11 protein-coding genes are annotated in these 16,369 nt (G+C 72.4%); 8 read left to right on the top strand and 3 right to left on the bottom strand.

The features are described from left to right. Window positions 1-122: 122 nt before the first annotated feature. Together ACFWBN_RS13160 and ACFWBN_RS13155 are read left to right on the top strand one after the other, a co-directional pair. A complete protein-coding gene (locus tag ACFWBN_RS13160; RefSeq protein ID WP_385175264.1) occupies window positions 123-839 on the top strand; it encodes a response regulator transcription factor in 717 nt (238 codons plus the stop codon). A 5-nt stretch (window positions 840-844) separates the two neighbouring features. Then, complete coding sequence (locus tag ACFWBN_RS13155; protein WP_385175616.1) at window positions 845-1,966, top strand: sensor histidine kinase; 1,122 nt, start codon at window positions 845-847, stop codon at window positions 1,964-1,966. Window positions 1,967-2,006: 40 nt separating this feature from the next. On the opposite strand, the gene ACFWBN_RS13150 is transcribed toward ACFWBN_RS13155, so the two are convergent. Then, window positions 2,007-2,453 carry a hypothetical protein gene (locus ACFWBN_RS13150; protein ID WP_385175612.1) on the bottom strand — a complete coding sequence of 149 codons (447 nt, stop codon included), beginning with the start codon at window positions 2,451-2,453 and terminating at the stop codon, window positions 2,007-2,009. Window positions 2,454-2,653: 200 nt separating this feature from the next. On the opposite strand from ACFWBN_RS13150, the gene ACFWBN_RS13145 reads away from it, so the two are divergent. Then, window positions 2,654-3,145 (top strand): DUF1269 domain-containing protein, encoded by a 492-nt coding sequence (locus ACFWBN_RS13145; protein ID WP_385175261.1) that lies wholly within the window; start codon window positions 2,654-2,656, stop codon window positions 3,143-3,145. 123 nt (window positions 3,146-3,268) lie between these two features. Here ACFWBN_RS13145 and ACFWBN_RS13140 read toward each other — a convergent pair whose 3' ends face one another. Beyond that, window positions 3,269-5,569, bottom strand: coding sequence for a DUF6777 domain-containing protein (locus tag ACFWBN_RS13140; RefSeq protein ID WP_385175259.1), 2,301 nt, complete (start codon window positions 5,567-5,569; stop codon window positions 3,269-3,271). Between the two features lie 628 nt (window positions 5,570-6,197). Between ACFWBN_RS13140 and ACFWBN_RS13135 the strand changes: the two genes are divergently transcribed. From ACFWBN_RS13135 to ACFWBN_RS13115, 5 genes are all read left to right on the top strand, one after another. Beyond that, entirely contained in the window at window positions 6,198-8,336 is a 2,139-nt protein-coding gene (locus ACFWBN_RS13135) for a DUF4139 domain-containing protein (RefSeq protein WP_385175257.1), read from the top strand. An 8-nt stretch (window positions 8,337-8,344) separates the two neighbouring features. Next, window positions 8,345-9,907 carry a mucoidy inhibitor MuiA family protein gene (locus ACFWBN_RS13130; protein WP_385175254.1) on the top strand — a complete coding sequence of 521 codons (1,563 nt, stop codon included), beginning with the start codon at window positions 8,345-8,347 and terminating at the stop codon, window positions 9,905-9,907. An 89-nt stretch (window positions 9,908-9,996) separates the two neighbouring features. After that, window positions 9,997-11,076, top strand: a complete 1,080-nt coding sequence (locus tag ACFWBN_RS13125) for an LLM class flavin-dependent oxidoreductase (RefSeq protein WP_385175251.1) — start codon at window positions 9,997-9,999, stop codon at window positions 11,074-11,076. A gap of 255 nt (window positions 11,077-11,331) precedes the next feature. Continuing rightward, window positions 11,332-13,521, top strand: a complete 2,190-nt coding sequence (gene katG / locus ACFWBN_RS13120; RefSeq protein WP_385175248.1) for a catalase/peroxidase HPI — start codon at window positions 11,332-11,334, stop codon at window positions 13,519-13,521. A gap of 129 nt (window positions 13,522-13,650) precedes the next feature. Continuing rightward, on the top strand, window positions 13,651-14,994 hold the full coding sequence (locus tag ACFWBN_RS13115; RefSeq protein ID WP_385175245.1) for a flavin-containing monooxygenase: 1,344 nt from the start codon (window positions 13,651-13,653) through the stop codon (window positions 14,992-14,994). A 16-nt stretch (window positions 14,995-15,010) separates the two neighbouring features. Here the strand turns inward: ACFWBN_RS13115 and ACFWBN_RS13110 are convergent, their stop codons facing one another. Continuing rightward, window positions 15,011-16,219 (bottom strand): DMATS family aromatic prenyltransferase, encoded by a 1,209-nt coding sequence (locus ACFWBN_RS13110; protein WP_385175242.1) that lies wholly within the window; start codon window positions 16,217-16,219, stop codon window positions 15,011-15,013. Window positions 16,220-16,369: the final 150 nt, after the last annotated feature.

Below are 16,369 nucleotides of genomic sequence, written 5' to 3'. Positions count from 1 at the left end.
TCCACGGCTTACGGAAGGCGTACGGATGGCTTGCGCAGGACGGCCGGGGCACCGCCCGTTTCCGAGCCGGACGATCCCGGACCGTCCGTGACGCGGCCTGAGCGGCGTGCGAGGCTGACCGCATGCACCCCGAACCACCACGCCGGATCCTCGTCGTCGACGACGACCCGACGGTCACCGAAGTCGTCACCGGCTATCTGAAGAACGCCGGCTTCGTCGTCGACACCGCCGCCGACGGACACGAGGCCCTGGCGTGCGCCGCGAGCGGTCGGCCCGACCTCGTCGTCCTGGACCTGATGCTTCCCGGACTGGACGGCATCGACGTGTGCCGCGGCCTGCGCGAGGCCTCACCGGCGCCCGCCGTCATCATGCTCACGGCGCGGGGAGACGAGGAGGACCGTGTGCTCGGCCTGGAGGTCGGCGCCGACGACTACGTCACCAAGCCCTTCAGTCCGCGCGAACTCGTCCTGAGGGTGGCGGCCGTACTGCGCCGCCGTGCGGCCGTCGCGGGCGAGCCCGGAACCGGAACCCTCCTGAGGGCCGCTGACCTCGTGGTCGACCCGGCCGCCCGCCGAGCCGTCCAGGGCGGCAAGGAACTCGCCCTCACCCTGCGGGAGTTCGACCTCCTCGTCTACCTGATGCGCAATCCGGGACGGGCCGTCAGCCGGGAGCAGCTCCTGCAAGAGGTATGGGACTGGGAGTTCGGCGACCTGTCCACCGTGACCGTCCACGCGCGACGGCTTCGGACCAAGATCGAGGAGGACCCGGCCAACCCCAGACTGATCCAGACCGTCTGGGGTGTGGGTTACCGCTTCGACTCCTCCACGGAGGAGGGATGACCTCGATGCGGGAGGAGGACCTGGTCCTCATCGCCCTGTACGCCCTGGGCGGCGCGGCGGTGGCCGGTGCGCTCGGGGCCGCGGTCCTGCGTGCGGTACGACACCGGTCGACGGCGGTCTCGCTGGCGGTCGTCGCGGCCGTCTCCGTGACGACGATGCTCGCCGGGACGCTCACCGTCGCCTGGGCGATGTTCCTGTCGCAGCACGACTTGGCCGTGGTCACGACGGTCGTCGCCGTGGCCGCTGTCGTCTCCTTCGCGCTGGCCCTCGTACTGGGTCGATGGGTGTACGTCCACAGCCAGGCCCTGGCCCTCGCGGCGCGTTCCTTCGGTGACGGCGGCTCGTTCGCCGCGCCGGACGAGGCCGGGACCGCGGAGCTGGCCCTCCTCAGCAGGGAACTGGCCGTCACCAGCGCCAAGTTGAACGAGTCGCGGGAACGCGAGCGGGCGTTGGAGTCCTCCCGGCGGGAACTCGTCGCATGGATCTCGCACGACCTGCGGACTCCGCTGGCGGGTGTACGGGCGATGGCGGAGGCCCTGGAGGACGGGGTGGCCACCGACCCCGAGCGGTATTTCCGCCAGATCCGGACGGAGGCGGATCGGCTCAACACCATGGTCGGCGATCTCTTCGAGCTCTCCCGCATCCATGCGGGGGCCCTGTCGCTGACGCCGACCCGGATCTCGACGTACGACCTGGTCGGCGACGCGTTGGCCGGCGTCGAGGCGCTCGCCCGGCAGCGCGGCGTCCGGCTCGTGGGAGAGCGGGTCGCGTCGCTGCCGATCGAGGTCGACGGCAAGGAGATGACGCGCGTCCTGTGCAACCTGCTCAGCAACGCACTCCACCGGACGCCGGCCGACGGCACGGTCGCGATCGCCGCGGAGCCCGGTGAGGGCGACCGGGTAGTGCTCTCGGTGACCGACGGCTGCGGCGGCATCCGGGAGCAGGACCTGCCCCGGGTCTTCGACACCGGCTGGCGCGGCAGCGAGGCGCGCATGCCCCCGGGCAGCGCGGGTCTCGGCCTGGCGATCGTCCGGGGCATCGTCGAGGCGCACGCGGGCCGAGCCAGCGTGCGCAACGTGCCCGACGGCTGCTGCTTCGAGGTGACCCTGCCCAGGGCCAGTGCCTAGTGCTGTGGCCGGGAAGGTACCTGAGCCCCCGAGGCCTGGGTCAGGTGGTCCGGCCGGCGTCCGCTTCTCGGTGCATGCCCGCGCACAGGGCCCAGACGATGAAGATGTTGATGGCGATCAGCACCGTGGCCCACAGGGGGTAGTACGGCACCCACAGGAAGTTGGCGATCGCGCCCAGACCGGCAACGGCGACGCCGAAGAAACGCGCCCACAGCGCGCCGCTGATGACGGAGCAGCCCGCGAAGATGAGGAGGATGCCCAGAATGAGGTGCACCCAACCCCAGCCCGCCAGGCTGAACTCGAACACGTAGTGGCGCGTCGCGAGGAACAGGTCGTCCTTGGCGATGGCCGCGATCCCTTCGAAGAGCGCCATCGCTCCACCGAAGATCATCAAGGCTGCCGCCAGAACGGTGGTACCGGACGTGGGCGCGTGCCAGGGACTCGGGGGTGCGTTGCTTGAGAGGGGTCTGCTGGCGTCACTGGCCATTTCGATCTCCATGGGTTGCAGAGCCGGACTGGCGTGCCGAGACCGGCGGGATCCCCCGTTTCAGCGTGGCACGGCAGCTTTGCATCGGCATTCCGGCCTACGACGCTCAGGACGGCAGGAGTGCCGTGGGTCGCGGGATGCCGAAGGGCTTACGAAGGATTACCGTGCGTTGAGGTCCAGTCCCCAACCGGGAGGCGCCCATGTCGGAGCTGATCGTGATCGGGTACGACCATCCCGAGACGGCCCGGCAGGCCTACGCCACGGTGCAGGAGCTGCACCGTGACCACGTCATCAGCGTGAGCGGGCTGGCGGTGGTGTCGGTGGACGCGGAGGGCGAGACGCACGTGGACACGCCGAGCCGGCTCATCGGCCCGTCCGCTGCGGCGGGCGCGGTGTGGGGCATGGTCTTCGGCGTGCTGTTCCTCCTGCCGGGCGTCGGACTCGTGGCCGGCGCGGCGGTGGGCGGACTGCTCGGGAAGCTCGGCAAATCCGGGGTCGACGACTCCTTCCGCCGGCAGGTCCAGGATCTCCTCAAGCCGGGGTCGGCGGCCGTGGCGATCATGGGCCTGATGGTCTCGGAGGACAGGTTCACCGATGCCATGCGGAGGCATGGTGGCACGGTCCTGCAGACCTCGCTCGGCGCGGCGGAGGAGAACGAGCTGGCGGAGCAGCTGGCGGGCTCCCCGCCGTAGGCATGCAAGGCGTGCAAGGCTTGCCAGCAGGCACGGCAGAAGGCGCCTGACCTGGGCTTTTGCCCGAGTCAGGCGCCTTCGGCGATCCTCCCGCACTGCACGGCCCGGGCACCCGGGCGGAGATCATCCGGACTGCTCCTCCTTGCCCGCCTCGTTGTCGGGGTTCCGGCCTGGGTCGCGGTGCGGAGCGTTGCCGGCGGCCTGGCCCGACTTGGTGTCGGGGACCTCGCCGGGAGCCCTGCCGGCACCTGGGTCCGACGCCTTGCCAGAGTCCCGGCCCGACTCGCCAGCCGGCTTGCTGCCGGGGTTCTGGCCCGACCCGTCACCCGGCTTGCTGCCGGGGTTCTGGCCCGACCCGTCACCCGGCTTGCTGCCGGGGTTCTGGCCCGGCTTACTACCCGGCTCCTTGACGGGGTCTGGGTCCGACGCGTTGCCGGGGACCTGGCCCGGCTCGTGGCCCTGCTTGCTACCGGAGCCCTTCACCGGGTCCTGGTCCGACGCCTTGCCAGAGTCCCGGCCCGACTCGCCAGCCGGCTTGCTGCCGGGGTTCTGCCCCGACCCGTCACCCGGCTTGCTGCCGGGGTTCTGGCCCGGCTTGGTACCCGGCTCCTTGACGGGGGCTGGGTCCGACGCCTTGCCGGGGACCTGGCCCGGCTCGTGGCCCTGCTTGCTACCGGAGCCCTTCACCGGGTCCTGGTCCGACGCCTTGCCGGGGTCCTTCCCCGAGCCTTGATCCGGCGTCTTGCCGGGGTCGTTGTCCGGATCCTGACCTGATGCGTTGCCGGGCTTGACGCCCGGCCCCTGCACGGGGTCTCGGTCCGGGGCCTTGTCGGGGACCTTCCCCGGGTCCTGGCCCGGCTTGTTGCCGGGATTCGGGGCCGGGTCCTGGCCCGGCTTGCCGCCCGGTTCCTTCGAGGGGTCCTGGTCCGAGGCCTTACCGGGGTCCTTCCCCGGGCCTTGGTCCGGCACCTTGCCCGGGTCCTGGCCCGGCTTGCCGCCCGGCTCCTTCGCGGGGTCCTGGTCCGACGCCTTAGCGGGGCCCTTCCCCGGGCCTTCGTCGAGCGTCTTGCCCGGCTCCTGGCCCAGCTTGTTGCCGGGATTCGGGGCCGGGTCCTGGCCTGACGCATGGCCCGGCTTGCCACCCGGCTCCTTCGCAGGGTCCTCGTCCGATACCTTGCCCGGGCCCTTCCCCGGACCTGGGTCCAGCGCCTTGCCCGGGTCCTGGCCCAGCTTGCTGCCGGGGCTCTGGACCGGATCCTGGCCCGGCTTGCCGCCCGGTTCCTTCGCGGGGTCCGGGTCCGACGCCTTACCGGGGCCTCCGTCGAGCGTCTTGCCCGGCTCCTGGCCCACCTTGGTGCCGGGATTCGGGGCCGGGTCCTGGCCTGACTCCTGGCCCGGCTTGCCACCCGGCTCCTTCGCAGGGTCCTGGTCCGACACCTTGCCCGGGCCCTTCCCCGGACCTGGGTCCAGCGCCTTGCCCGGGTCCTGGCCCAGCTTGCTGCCGGGGCTCTGGACCGGGTTCTGGGCCGGGTTGTTGCCCGGGGCGATTCCGGGGGCGGGGCCGGGGGCCTGGGCTGGGGGTTGTGCCTCGGGGCCGTCCCTGTCGGGCTGCCCGACCTGGTTCCGGGCGGTCGGCTGCTGCGCCGCCGGCTGAGGGAGCGAGGGCAGGGTCGGGTAGCGGGAGTCGGAGGTCTGGCCCTTCGGCGGCGGGATCTCCTGGTCGTAACTGCCCCGCACGTCGCCGCTCTGGCGGCCGTACCAGCCCTTGCGGTCCTGGTCGAAGATCGTGACCGTCTTCACCGGCTTCTCGGCGGGCCTGACCGCGACGCGATCGGAGGATTGGAACGCCGTCCACGCCTTGCCGCTGTACGTCTGCCTGCCCTGGACCGCGACGGGCGGGGCCAGGGGGTTGCCGCACGCGCAGCGGACGCGGGGTACGCCGCGGTCGTCGACCAGGACGGACGTGCCGGCCTGCAGGATCGCCTGGTAGTCGGTGGGCGCGCCGCTCCGGTACCCGTGGTTGGTGACCCGGGTGTCCCAGCCCAGCCGAACGGGCGTCAGGGCCCGCAGGTAGGCGGCGATGTCGGGCTGCCCGATGCGCAAGGGGGCGGCGAAGGCCTGCCCCTTGTCCCGGTGCTGCGCGAGGAACCCGATCTGCTTCTCGACATCGCAGCTCGCGACGTTCCGCGTGCCCCCGTACAGCCCCGGGTACCCGCCGTTGACCTCAAGGGTGCGCGTACCGTTCGCACCGTCCTTCGGCTTGCCCGCGACGACCGGCACGACTCCGGCGTCCTTGGACGCCGTGGCCGACGAGGGGGTGAACGGATCGGGGCCGACCGCCGAGGCGGACGCGAGGAAGACCTCTCCGCCGGCCGCCCTGTCCCCGCCCATGACGGTGACGGCGAGGGCCACCGCAGTCGCCATGACCACCACGGTGCTCACACTCAGCACGGTTCTGCGCGACCGCCACCGCCGGGCCGACCCTCCGCGGCGACGACCCGGCTCACCCGGCCCGCCACTGACGGGCGGCTGACCGGGAGGCGGGGGCGGGGGCGGGGGCGGCGGCGCTGGTGGCGGCAGTGACCCCGTCGTCGAGGACGGAGGCCCTGTCGGTGCAGGGTGGCCATTGGTCGACCGGCCGGACAGCGGACCGGCCGGGGGGCCGGTGGGGCGCTCGGACGCGGGAGGCAGGGAGCTCACGACACTCTCCCCCCGACGTAGGGCAAGGGCATCGGGAAATTCATGGTCATTCGCATGTCCGGCTCCTTATCGCAACGATGGCCTCCACGTCACGGGGGCGGAATCGATGGACGTCCGCTCCCGCGAGGAAAGGTGAAGGGGCGGCCGGACGGGGCCGTCCCTTCACGAGTAGACGCGGGTGGGCCCACCCGCTCTGCGTGGGCCCACGTATTGAGTAAGCCCTTGACCTCGGCACACGTCATGTTCCGGATGTTCGGGACTTGACAGGTGAAAACGGCACCGCCGGCACGTTCGGCCTCCGACCGCTCGGGCGTAGGCTTCGCTCAGCATGGACGCGGCGGGGGCGGAGCACATGACGGCAGAGACGGCACAGGCGTGGGGGGCGACCCTCGATTCGGTCGTGGTGTACGCGCAGGGGGCGGTCTGCCGCCGCCTGGCCCGGGGCAGTGTGCCGCCCGACGGGCGGGTGCGGGTGACGGGACTGCCCCGCTCGCTGGATCCGGGCTCGCTGCGGGCCCGTGTCCTGGGCGCCCCCGGGGTGCGCGTCACCGAGGCCCGGGTGGAGGTCGAGGCCGCGCCGCTCGGTACGGGCACGCCCGACGCGTTGCGGCGCGAGGTCGAGCGGCTGAGCGACGCGTACGCGGCGGCGCAGGGGCGCCGGGACCGGCAGCTGAGCGTGATCGAGGAGGTCAGAGCCCTCCACCCGGTCCCCCCGCCCCGCAAGCGCGATGACCCGCACCGCCGCACCCCGGTCGACGCGTGGCTGGAGCTCGCCGACTTCGTCGACGAGCGGCTGACGGGACTGCACGCCCGCCTCGTCGAGCTGGAGGAGGCGCTGCGCACCGCCGAGCACGAACTCACCGTCGCCGCCGACCGGCTCGCCCGCGCCTCCACCGACGCACCGTCAGCGCACGTGGAGACCACGGTCTGCGCCCTCCTGACCCTCGACGGCGCGGACGGCACCGACGGCACGGATGGCGCCGAGGTGGAGCTGGAGCTGGAGTACGGGGTGCCCGGCGCCGTCTGGGTGCCGACCTATCGGCTCACTCACCGTCAGGGCGACGGCAGCGGCCGTCTGGTGCTGCGCGCCTCGGTCGCCCAGCGGACCGGCGAGGACTGGACCGGTGTGCGCATCGCCCTGGCCACCGCCGATCTCCGGCGCCGCACCGACCTGCCGCGGCTCCGCTCGATCCGGATCGGACGCCGTCAGCCCGCCCCCGCGCCTTCCGGCTGGCGCGAGCCTCCGGCAGGGCTCGCAGACCTGTTCGCCGGGTACGCGGCGGCCGGTCCCCGACCCGCCGCGGCCGGCCGACCGGCCGCTGTCGGAGCCCGCTCCGCTCCCGTGGCTGCCGCGGGCGACCGCGCCTCCGGTCCCGTTCCGCCACCGCCGCCTCCCCCGCTACCGGCACCGCAGGGCTACGGCGGACCGCCGCCCTCGGTCCCGGTGCCCGGCGGCCCTCCCCCCGAAGCCTTCGGCGCCATGGCACCCGCCCCGGAGCGGCGGGTCCGGTCGCGTCCGGCCGGCCGTCCCGGCGCCGGCGGCGGGTTCGCGGCGGCCCCCGCCGCCATGGCCCCGGCAGCACCCGCGGCTCCCGCGGCCCCTGCGGCGCCCGGCCAAGCTGCCCCGCCGCCCCCTCCGGCCCCCGTGGCCGGCCCGCCCCAGCCGAGCGGCGCCGAGCTCGACTACGCCGCCCTCGTCCTGAGCGGCCCCGACGAGCCGGGCGCCCGCCGCGGCCGGCTGTTCCCCGGCTCCCCCTTCGACCCGGTGGCGGACGAATACCGCCGCCGCGCCGAGGCAGTGGCCGACCTGCCGCTGCCCGGACGGGCCGTGCGGCCCCGCGAGTCGGCGGGTTCCTTCGACCACCGCTTCGATGCCGCCGCCCGCGCCGACATCCCCTCGGACGGTACCTGGCACACCGTCACCATCGCCGAGGTCCCGGTCGGCCTGCGCACCGAGTACCTCTGCGTACCGTCCGTGGAGGACGCCGTGTACGCGACGCTGGTGCTCTCCAACGCCACCGACCAGGCACTGCTGGCCGGCCCCGTGGAGGTCGTCGTCGACGACGAGTTCCTGCTGACCGCCGCGCTGCCCACGCTCGCGCCCGGCGGTGTCCGCCGGGTGGGGCTCGGGCCTGCCGAAGGCATCCGGGTCACCCGCCGTACGAACCTGCACGAGTCGACCTCGGGCCTGCGGGGCAACACCACCGTGCTCGACCACCGCGTCCACGTGGAGCTGGCCAACCGGCTCGCGCGGCCCGTCACCGTCGAAGTCCGCGAGCGGGTGCCGGTCACCTCCGAACCGGACGTCCGGATCGAGGAACGGGCCGACTGGACGGCGCCCGAGGAGGGCACCGGGCCCGAGCACCACGCCCCGGGCACCCGCGTCTGGCGGCTGGACCTGCCCGCAGGCGCCACCGCCGCCCTCGACGGCGGCTACGAGATCCGCATCCCGACCGGCAAGGCCCTGGTCGGCGGCAACCGCAGGAGCTGACACCCGCCATGTCCACGGCCCCGAAGCCGATCGCCCTTCCCGTCACCGCCGTCACGTGCCTGGAGGACCGCGCCCATGTCGAGCGCGCCGTCGTACTGGACCTGGAAGCCGGGGTCCAGCGGCTGCGTCTCGGGCCGGTCAGCGCGCTGGCCGTCGACCGGACCCTCCATGCCGAGCTGACCGCCGAGTCCCCCGCGACCGTGCTCGACGTGCGGATCGTACGCAGCTGGACTCCGCGCGGGCCGCGGCCGTCCGCCGACGACGACTCCGCCCTGCGCCAGCGCCTACACGCCCTCGAAGAGGAGCGAGTGGGTCTGGGGCAGCGGCGCGACCGGCTGCACGCCCGCCTCGGTCTGCTCGGCCGCCTCGCCGCCGATCTGCTGCGGGACATCGGCGAGGGCGCGGGCTCCGGGGAGGCCGAACGGCCCCGCTGGGCCCGCGAACTGGACCGGCTGGACGCCGAGCGCGACACGTACGGCGAGGAACTCCGCACCGTCGAGGCCCGGTTGGCCGCCCTCGCCAGCGAACTCGGTGCAGTCCAGCGGGCCATGGACCTCTCCGAGGAAGAGCCCGCCGAGCTGGTCGGCCATGTCGAGCTGACCGTGGAGGCCGCGGCCGCCGGGCCGGCCGAGCTGCGCCTGAGCCACCTCACGCCCTGTGCGCTGTGGCGGCCCGCCTACCGGGCCGTACTCGAAGGGGACGCCCTGACGCTGGAGACCGACGCGATGGTCTGGCAGCGCACCGGTGAGGACTGGTCGGACGTACGGCTGACCCTGTCGACGGCCCGCTCGGCGCTGGCCGGTGATCCGCCGCGGCTGGGCGAGGACCGGCTGACGCTCAAGGACCGCTCCGCGGCGGAGCGCCGCACGGTCGACGTCGAGCTGCGCGAGGAGGAGATCGGGGCCCTCGGACCGGCCCCCGTGCTCGGCCTGCCGGGGGTGGACGACGGTGGGGAGGCGCGCGTGCTGAGCTCCCCCGCGCCGGTCTCCGTGCCTGGTGACGGCCGGGCCCACCGGGTGCCGCTCTCCGTCTTCACCACGGCCGCGAGCAGCGAGTACGCCTGCTCACCCGAGCTCTCGCCGCTGGTCACCCAGGTGGTGCGGTTCGACAACGTGTCCGGCCACGCGCTGCTCGCCGGGCCGGTGGACCTGGTGCGCGGCAGCGGGTTCAGCGGTCGCGGCACGCTGGACTTCACCGCCCCCGGCGCCCCCGTCGAGCTCGCCTTCGGCAGCTGCGACGACCACGGGGTGGTCCGGCAGGCGGAGGAGTCCCGCGATGCGGCCGGAATCATGCAGCGCACCGTGGTCACCCGCACGGTCCGGCTGCACCTGTCCCGGTTCTCCGCCCCCGGGGAGCACGGCGATCGGGTGGTCGTCCTCAGGGAGCGGATCCCGGTCTCCGAGGTCTCGGCGGTGGAGGTGCGCCTGCGCAAGGACGCCTGCTCCCCGATGCCCGGGGAGGTCGACGCCGAAGGCATCGCCCGCTGGGACATCGCCCTCCCGCCCGGCGGCCGCCGTACGGTCACCCTGGTCTACGAGCTGTCGGCGAGCTCCAAAGTCGCCGGGCTCTGAGCCCAGGGCTGTTGCCCGATCGCCGTGTACCTGCGCCGGGACCTGCCATGCTGAGCGGGTTCGATTCGATCCTCACCTCGGAGGTTCTGATGCGTGCAGGCGTCGTTGTCGCCGCGCAGCCCGGTGTGGAGGACCTCGCCCTGCGGGCCGAGGAGTTGGGCTTGCACAGCTTCTGGGTCAACGACACCCCCATGGTCCACGGCGACCCCTTCGTCGCCTTGAGCCTGTGTGCGAAGGCCACCAGCCGCATCAGGCTCGGCATCGGAGTGACCTCGCCGGCGCTGCGCTCGGCCCCGGCCGCCGCGAGCGGGCTCGCCAGCCTCAACGCCCTGGCACCGGGCCGGATCATCTGCGGAGTCGGCACCGGAAACACCGCCCGGCGCACCCTGGGCATGCGGCCGACCACGGCGGCCGGCCTGGAGGACTTCACCGCAGCGCTGCAGGACCTGTGCGCCGGACGTTCGACCGAGTACCGGGAAGGTGACCGGGTCCGCGACATCCGGTTCCTGCACGCCGGGGCGCACGTGAACACCGCCGACCCGATCGAGTTCGTCGTGGCCGCGCTGCTCGGACCGAAGGCCGCCGCCGTCGCCGGCCGCCGCGGCACCGGCCTCATCTCCTTCGGCCTGCTGGACCCCACCGCCTGGCACGCGCTGCAGGACACCCGCCGCGACGCCGCCCAGGGCACACCCAGCGCCCCCGACTCCCACACGGACTCCCGCACGGACTCCTACGTGGTCACCTCGCTCCACCTGCTCGACGAGGACGAGGACCCCCGCGGCGACGCGGCCCGGGACGCGACGGGCCACCTCGTCCTGTCGCTGCTGGCCTTCGCCGCCGACACGGCCGCCGACACGGCCGCCTTGGCCGGGCAGCTCGGCCCCGAGGAACGCGAGGCGGTGCGGCGGCTCCTCGACCGGCGCGGCACCACCGCCACCGCGCCGGACCGGCACACCAAGCTCTACCCCAACTACCTCGGACGCATCGCACCGCAGGACCGGGACCTGGTCCTGCCCTCGCTGATGAACACCCTGGCCCTGGTCGGCACCCGCGACGACCTCCTCGCCCGCATCACCACCCTGGAACAGGCCGGCGTCGACGAACTCCTCATCCAGCCGGTGGTCGATCCGCCCACCGAGATGGCGCTGCTCGCGAAACTCCTCACCTGAGCCGGGCGGGACAACCCGCCCGGCCGGAAAACAATTCCGCTTCCGATTCTCATATCAGCGCGATGATCGCGATGATCGGAATGCGTTTCGGACTTCTCCTGCTTGTTACGCGGGGCTGCCCTGCGTGTTCTCGTAGCGGTGTGCTCTGCGGTGCGCGACCATACGGACGCTGATACGCGCTCGATTATCGGCGTCGTTCGCGTCGAGAGCAGACGGCCAGCAGAGGGAAACACCGAGACAGGAAGAAGGACGGACGTGTCCGGCAGCGAAAGCGAGAACCCAGCAATCCCCTCCCCGGCCCCCGCGCCCCCGCGCCCCCGGACGAACCGGGACTGGTGGCCGAATCAGCTGGACCTTCAGGTTCTCCACCAGCACTCGCCCCTGTCCGATCCGATGGGTGAGGACTTCGACTACGCGAAAGAGTTCGCGACCCTGGACGTCGACGCGCTCAAGCGGGACGTCTTCGAGGTCATGACCGACTCGCAGGACTGGTGGCCCGCCGACTACGGCCACTACGGCCCGCTCTTCATCCGGATGAGCTGGCACGCCGCAGGCACCTACCGCATCGAGGACGGCCGGGGCGGTGGCGGCTCCGGCGCCCAGCGTTTCGCCCCCCTCAACAGCTGGCCGGACAATGCGAGCCTCGACAAGGCGCGCCGTTTGCTCTGGCCGGTCAAGCAGAAGTACGGCCGGAAGATCTCATGGGCCGATCTCCTGGTTTTCGCCGGCAACTGCGCCATGGAATCGATGGGGTTCAAGACCTTCGGGTTCGGCTTCGGGCGACCGGACATCTGGGAGCCCGAGGAGATCTTCTGGGGAACCGAGGACACCTGGCTCGGAGACGAACGCTACAGCGGCGACCGGGAACTCTCCGGTCCTTTCGGTGCCGTGCAGATGGGACTGATCTACGTCAATCCGGAAGGGCCCGACGGCAATCCGGACCCGCTCGCCGCCGCCAGGGACATTCGCGAGACCTTCGCGCGCATGGCGATGAACGACGAGGAGACGGTCGCGCTCATCGTCGGCGGCCACACCTTCGGGAAGTGCCACGGCGCGGTCGATCCCGAGTACATCGGTCCGGAACCCGAAGCCTGCCCCATCGAGCAGCAGGCCATCGGCTGGAAGAACGCGTACGGCAGCGGCAAGGGCGTCGACACGCTCACCAGTGGGCTGGAGGGCGCATGGACCTCCGAGCCGACGAAGTGGGACAACGGGTACCTGGACAACCTGTTCCGGTACGACTGGGAGCTGACGACGAGCCCCGCGGGCGCGAACCAGTGGACCCCCAAGGACTCCTCGGCCCAGGGCACCGTGCCCGACGCCCACGATCCGTCGAAGCGGCACGCTCCCATGATGCTGACGACGGACCTCTCGCTGAAGCTGGATCCGGTCTACGCACCGATCTCCAAGAGCTTCCACGAGAACCCGGACAAGCTCGCGGAGGCCTTCGCCAAGGCCTGGTACAAGCTGCTGCACCGCGACATGGGCCCCCTCACGCGCTACCTCGGCCCGTGGATCGCCGAGCCGCAGCTGTGGCAGGACCCGGTACCGAAGGTCGACCACGAGCTGGTCTCGGACGCGGACATCGCCGACCTCAAGCGCAGGATCCTCGCCTCGGGACTGTCCATCTCCCAACTGGTGACGACGGCTTGGGCGGCGGCGGCGAGCTTCCGCGGCACCGACAAGCGCGGCGGGGCCAACGGGGCGCGGATCCGGCTCGCGCCGCAGAAGGGCTGGGAGATCAATGACCTGCCCGAGGTGGCCGAGGTGTTGCAGGCCCTCGAACAGGTCCGGCAGGACTTCAACGGCTCACAGGCCGGCGGGACGAAGGTTTCGCTCGCCGACCTGATCGTCCTGGGCGGGTGCGCGGCCGTCGAGCAGGCCGCGCGGAGCGCCGGGCACGAGATCACGGTCCCGTTCGCGCCGGGTCGCACGGACGCCTCGCAGGAGCAGACGGACGTGGAGGCGTTCGCCGTACTCGAACCGCGGGCGGACGGGTTCCGCAACTACCTCCGGGCGGGCGAGAAGTTGCCGCCGGAGACCCTCCTGCTGGACCGCGCGAGCCTGTTGACGCTGACCGCACCCGAGATGACGGTGCTGACCGGCGGAATGCGGGCCCTGAACACCGGCTTCAAGCGGTCCCCGCACGGCGTCTTCACCCACCGGCCGGAGACGTTGACCAACGACTTCTTCGTCAACCTGCTGGACATGGGTACGGAGTGGAAGGCGTCGACCTCGGACGAGAACGTGTTCGAGGGTCGGGATCACGCCACGGGCGAGGTCAAGTGGACCGCCACCGCGGTCGACCTCGTCTTCGGTTCGCACTCCCAACTCCGGGCCCTCTCCGAGGTCTACGCGTCCAAGGACGCGGGAGAGAAGTTCGTGCGCGATTTCGTGGCGGCGTGGGACAAGGTGATGAACCTCGACCGGTTCGACCTCGTCTGAGCCCGATGTCCCGGTCGGCCGCCCTCCGGCCGACCGGGACCTCTCCGGATCCGGCCACGGGCCTACTCCACCGCCAACGGTGATCGCTATCGTGAGCCCTCCGTGTTGATGCCTTTTGGAGGGGGATCCTTGAACGGGTCACGCGCCGGCAACGTTTCCACTGCTGCGACCGTGTGCGTCATCGGTGCGGGCCTGTCCGGGCTGGCGACGGCGCACGCCCTCTCGGCCAGGGGCATCGACTTCGTCTGCCTGGAGAAGGCGCCGGACGTCGGCGGGATCTGGCGTCAGCCGGGGGCCGGCGAGCGCGGCCCGGCCTATCTGTCGCTGCACCTGAACAGCGCCAAACAGCTCACCGGATACGCCGACTTCCCCATGCCGTCCGAGCTGCCCCTCTACCCCGGGCACAGCGACGTCGCCGCCTATCTGCAGTCGTTCGCCGAGTGGGCCGGACTGCTGCCCCGTATCGAACTGCGCACGGAAGTGCTCTCCGTACGACAGGACAGCGGCAGCGACGGCGGCTGGAAGGTCATCAGCCGGGACACGCGAGGAGAGGTGACGGAGCGGCACTTCGAGCAGGTGATCGTCGCTTCGGGCCACAACACGGAGGCGGCGCTGCCGCATACGCTGCCGCCCGGCTCCGACTCCTTCGCCGGAACGATTCTCCACTCGATGGACTACCGCGACGGCAGCGAGTACGCCGGGCAGCGCGTCGTCGTCGTGGGGATGGGGGCATCGGGGGTGGACATCGCCGCGGACCTCTCCCGGCACGCCGCGCAGACCGTGCTCTCCGTCCGTCGGGGGCTGCACATCGTGCCCAAGCAGCTCTTCGGCATGTCCGTGGACCTGATCGCCGATGCGCCGTGGTTCAACAGCATGTCCTTCCCCGAGCGGCGGCGCTTCGTCGAGCAGGCGCTGCTCGTGGCGCGGGGCCGGCTGCACGACTACGGCCTGCCCGAGCCCGACCACGCGATCTTCTCCTCGGCCGTGACCATCTCGGACGAGATCCTCAGCCGGATACGGCACGGCGCGGTGCTGCCGCGGCCCGGGATCGACTCCCTGGACGGCAGCCGCGTGACCTTCGCCGACGGAACCTCGGTGGAGGCGGACGCGATCGTCTACTGCACCGGGTTCCGCATGGCCTTCCCCTTCCTTCCCGACGGGTTCCCGGCAGGTCCGCAGCAGCAGGCGGTGGAGCTGTACAAGCGGGTCGTCGCACCCGACCGGCCCGGGCTGTACTTCGTCGGCCTGATCCGCCCCGTGGGCTCGATCACGCGCCTCGTGGAAGCCCAGGCCGGGTGGGTGGCGCGGATCGTCGACGGCGACATCACCCTGCCGTCCGCGGATGCCATGCGCGAGGAGATCGGCGCCTACCTGGACGGGATCCGGCAGCGCTACGGGCGGACCCAGGGCGCTTCCATCCAGGTGGACGTCGGCACCTACCTGCGGGAGCTGCGGGAGTTGCAGGACGCCTGAGGTCCCGCCTTCCCGATCAGCCGGAACCCGCGACGCGGCGCGCTGCGCGCCGCTGGGACGGCACGGCGGGCAGGGTCGGGAGGGCCGTCGGCGGCTTGACCTCGTACGCCTCCGAGGAGATGTAGGCGGTCACCCGCGGCGGCCGGCCCTGCTGGTGGGCGAGCCCCAGGTACGCGATGAGCCCCACACCGTCCTGCAGCCGCCGCGGGGTGACGGCGGACAGGGAGCGGAGGAGCGGGGCGGGGTCCACGCCGTACCGGTCGAGTACGGCCACCGCCCGGTCGAGGGCCTCGCCGTCGTGCGGGGCGTAGTCGCGGACCGGGATGTAGAGCGTGAAGCCGCTCGGCCGGCCGGTCGCCGTCTCGGTGAAGGCGTGGCAGGACTGGACGGGCCGGCGGCCGAGCCGCGGGTCCTGTCCGTCCTCCGCCTCTAAGCCGTCGGCGTCGGTGTCGGTGTCGTGCCCGGCCGCCATGGCGAAGAACCTCTTGACCTCCGGCTGTCCGGGGCCTCCGGTTCCGCCGCCGACACGGGACAGACCCGCTGCCTCGGCGGCCGACAGGTCGTGGTGCGCGAGGTAGACCTTGACCCGGGGTTCCTCCCAGTCGCCCAGGTCCAAGGCGAAGAACAGGTGGCGGTCGCCCTCGGGCAGCGCCTCGAACGCCTGCTTGTGGCCGAGCCGGCGCAGCGCTTCGCGCACCGTGTCGGCGGAACGTTCCTGCCCGGACGCCGCGGGGTTCAGGTACACCTTGACCCTGGGGACCCCGCCGGGGACCAGTTCGAGGGCGCACCAGAGCGCCAGCGGGCCCTCGGGGTCCGGCGGGAAGAACAGGTCCTCCAGCTCGTCCAGCCGGGCGGTGCTGAAGCCCCAGCGCCGCGCCATCTCGCGGACGATCCGCAGTCCGGTGCGCCCGTTCTCTTCCAGGCTGTCCGCGCCGCAGCCCGGCTCCAGCAGCACGCGGAGGGTCGGGTCCGCGTCCGGTACGAAGGCGAGCGAGAACTCCACCGGGGTGTGGTCGTCGGAGAGGAACGAGCGGTCGGGGGGCGGCAGTGCGAGCGACCGCTCGGCGACGGGACCGAGCGCCGCGAGCACCGTCCGTGCGTAGGCCGCGGAGTCGGCTCCGTTCAACCCCGCGGCCTCGCATAGCCGCAGCACCTGTCTCGCCGTATGACCGCCCAGTGTTTCGACGCCGGTCGCCTTCGGGACACCGGGTCGGATGGCGGTCACCGGCCCTCCCGCCACGGGCCTGGGCGCCCAAGAAGATACCCGCCTGACGGGGCGGGTATCGAGGGGGTCCAGCTCGGTGGGCTGTTGCACGAAAGCGGCGTCGGCGGATATGTGGTCCACGAACACCTCCATTTCCTCGTAAGCGGAATA

Origin of the sequence: Streptomyces sp. NPDC059989, from assembly GCF_042736975.1 — a bacterium.
Lineage (GTDB): Bacteria > Actinomycetota > Actinomycetes > Streptomycetales > Streptomycetaceae > Streptomyces.
The sequence above is the reverse complement of the archived record's forward strand: the minus strand, read 5'-3'. Positions and strand labels throughout refer to the sequence as shown.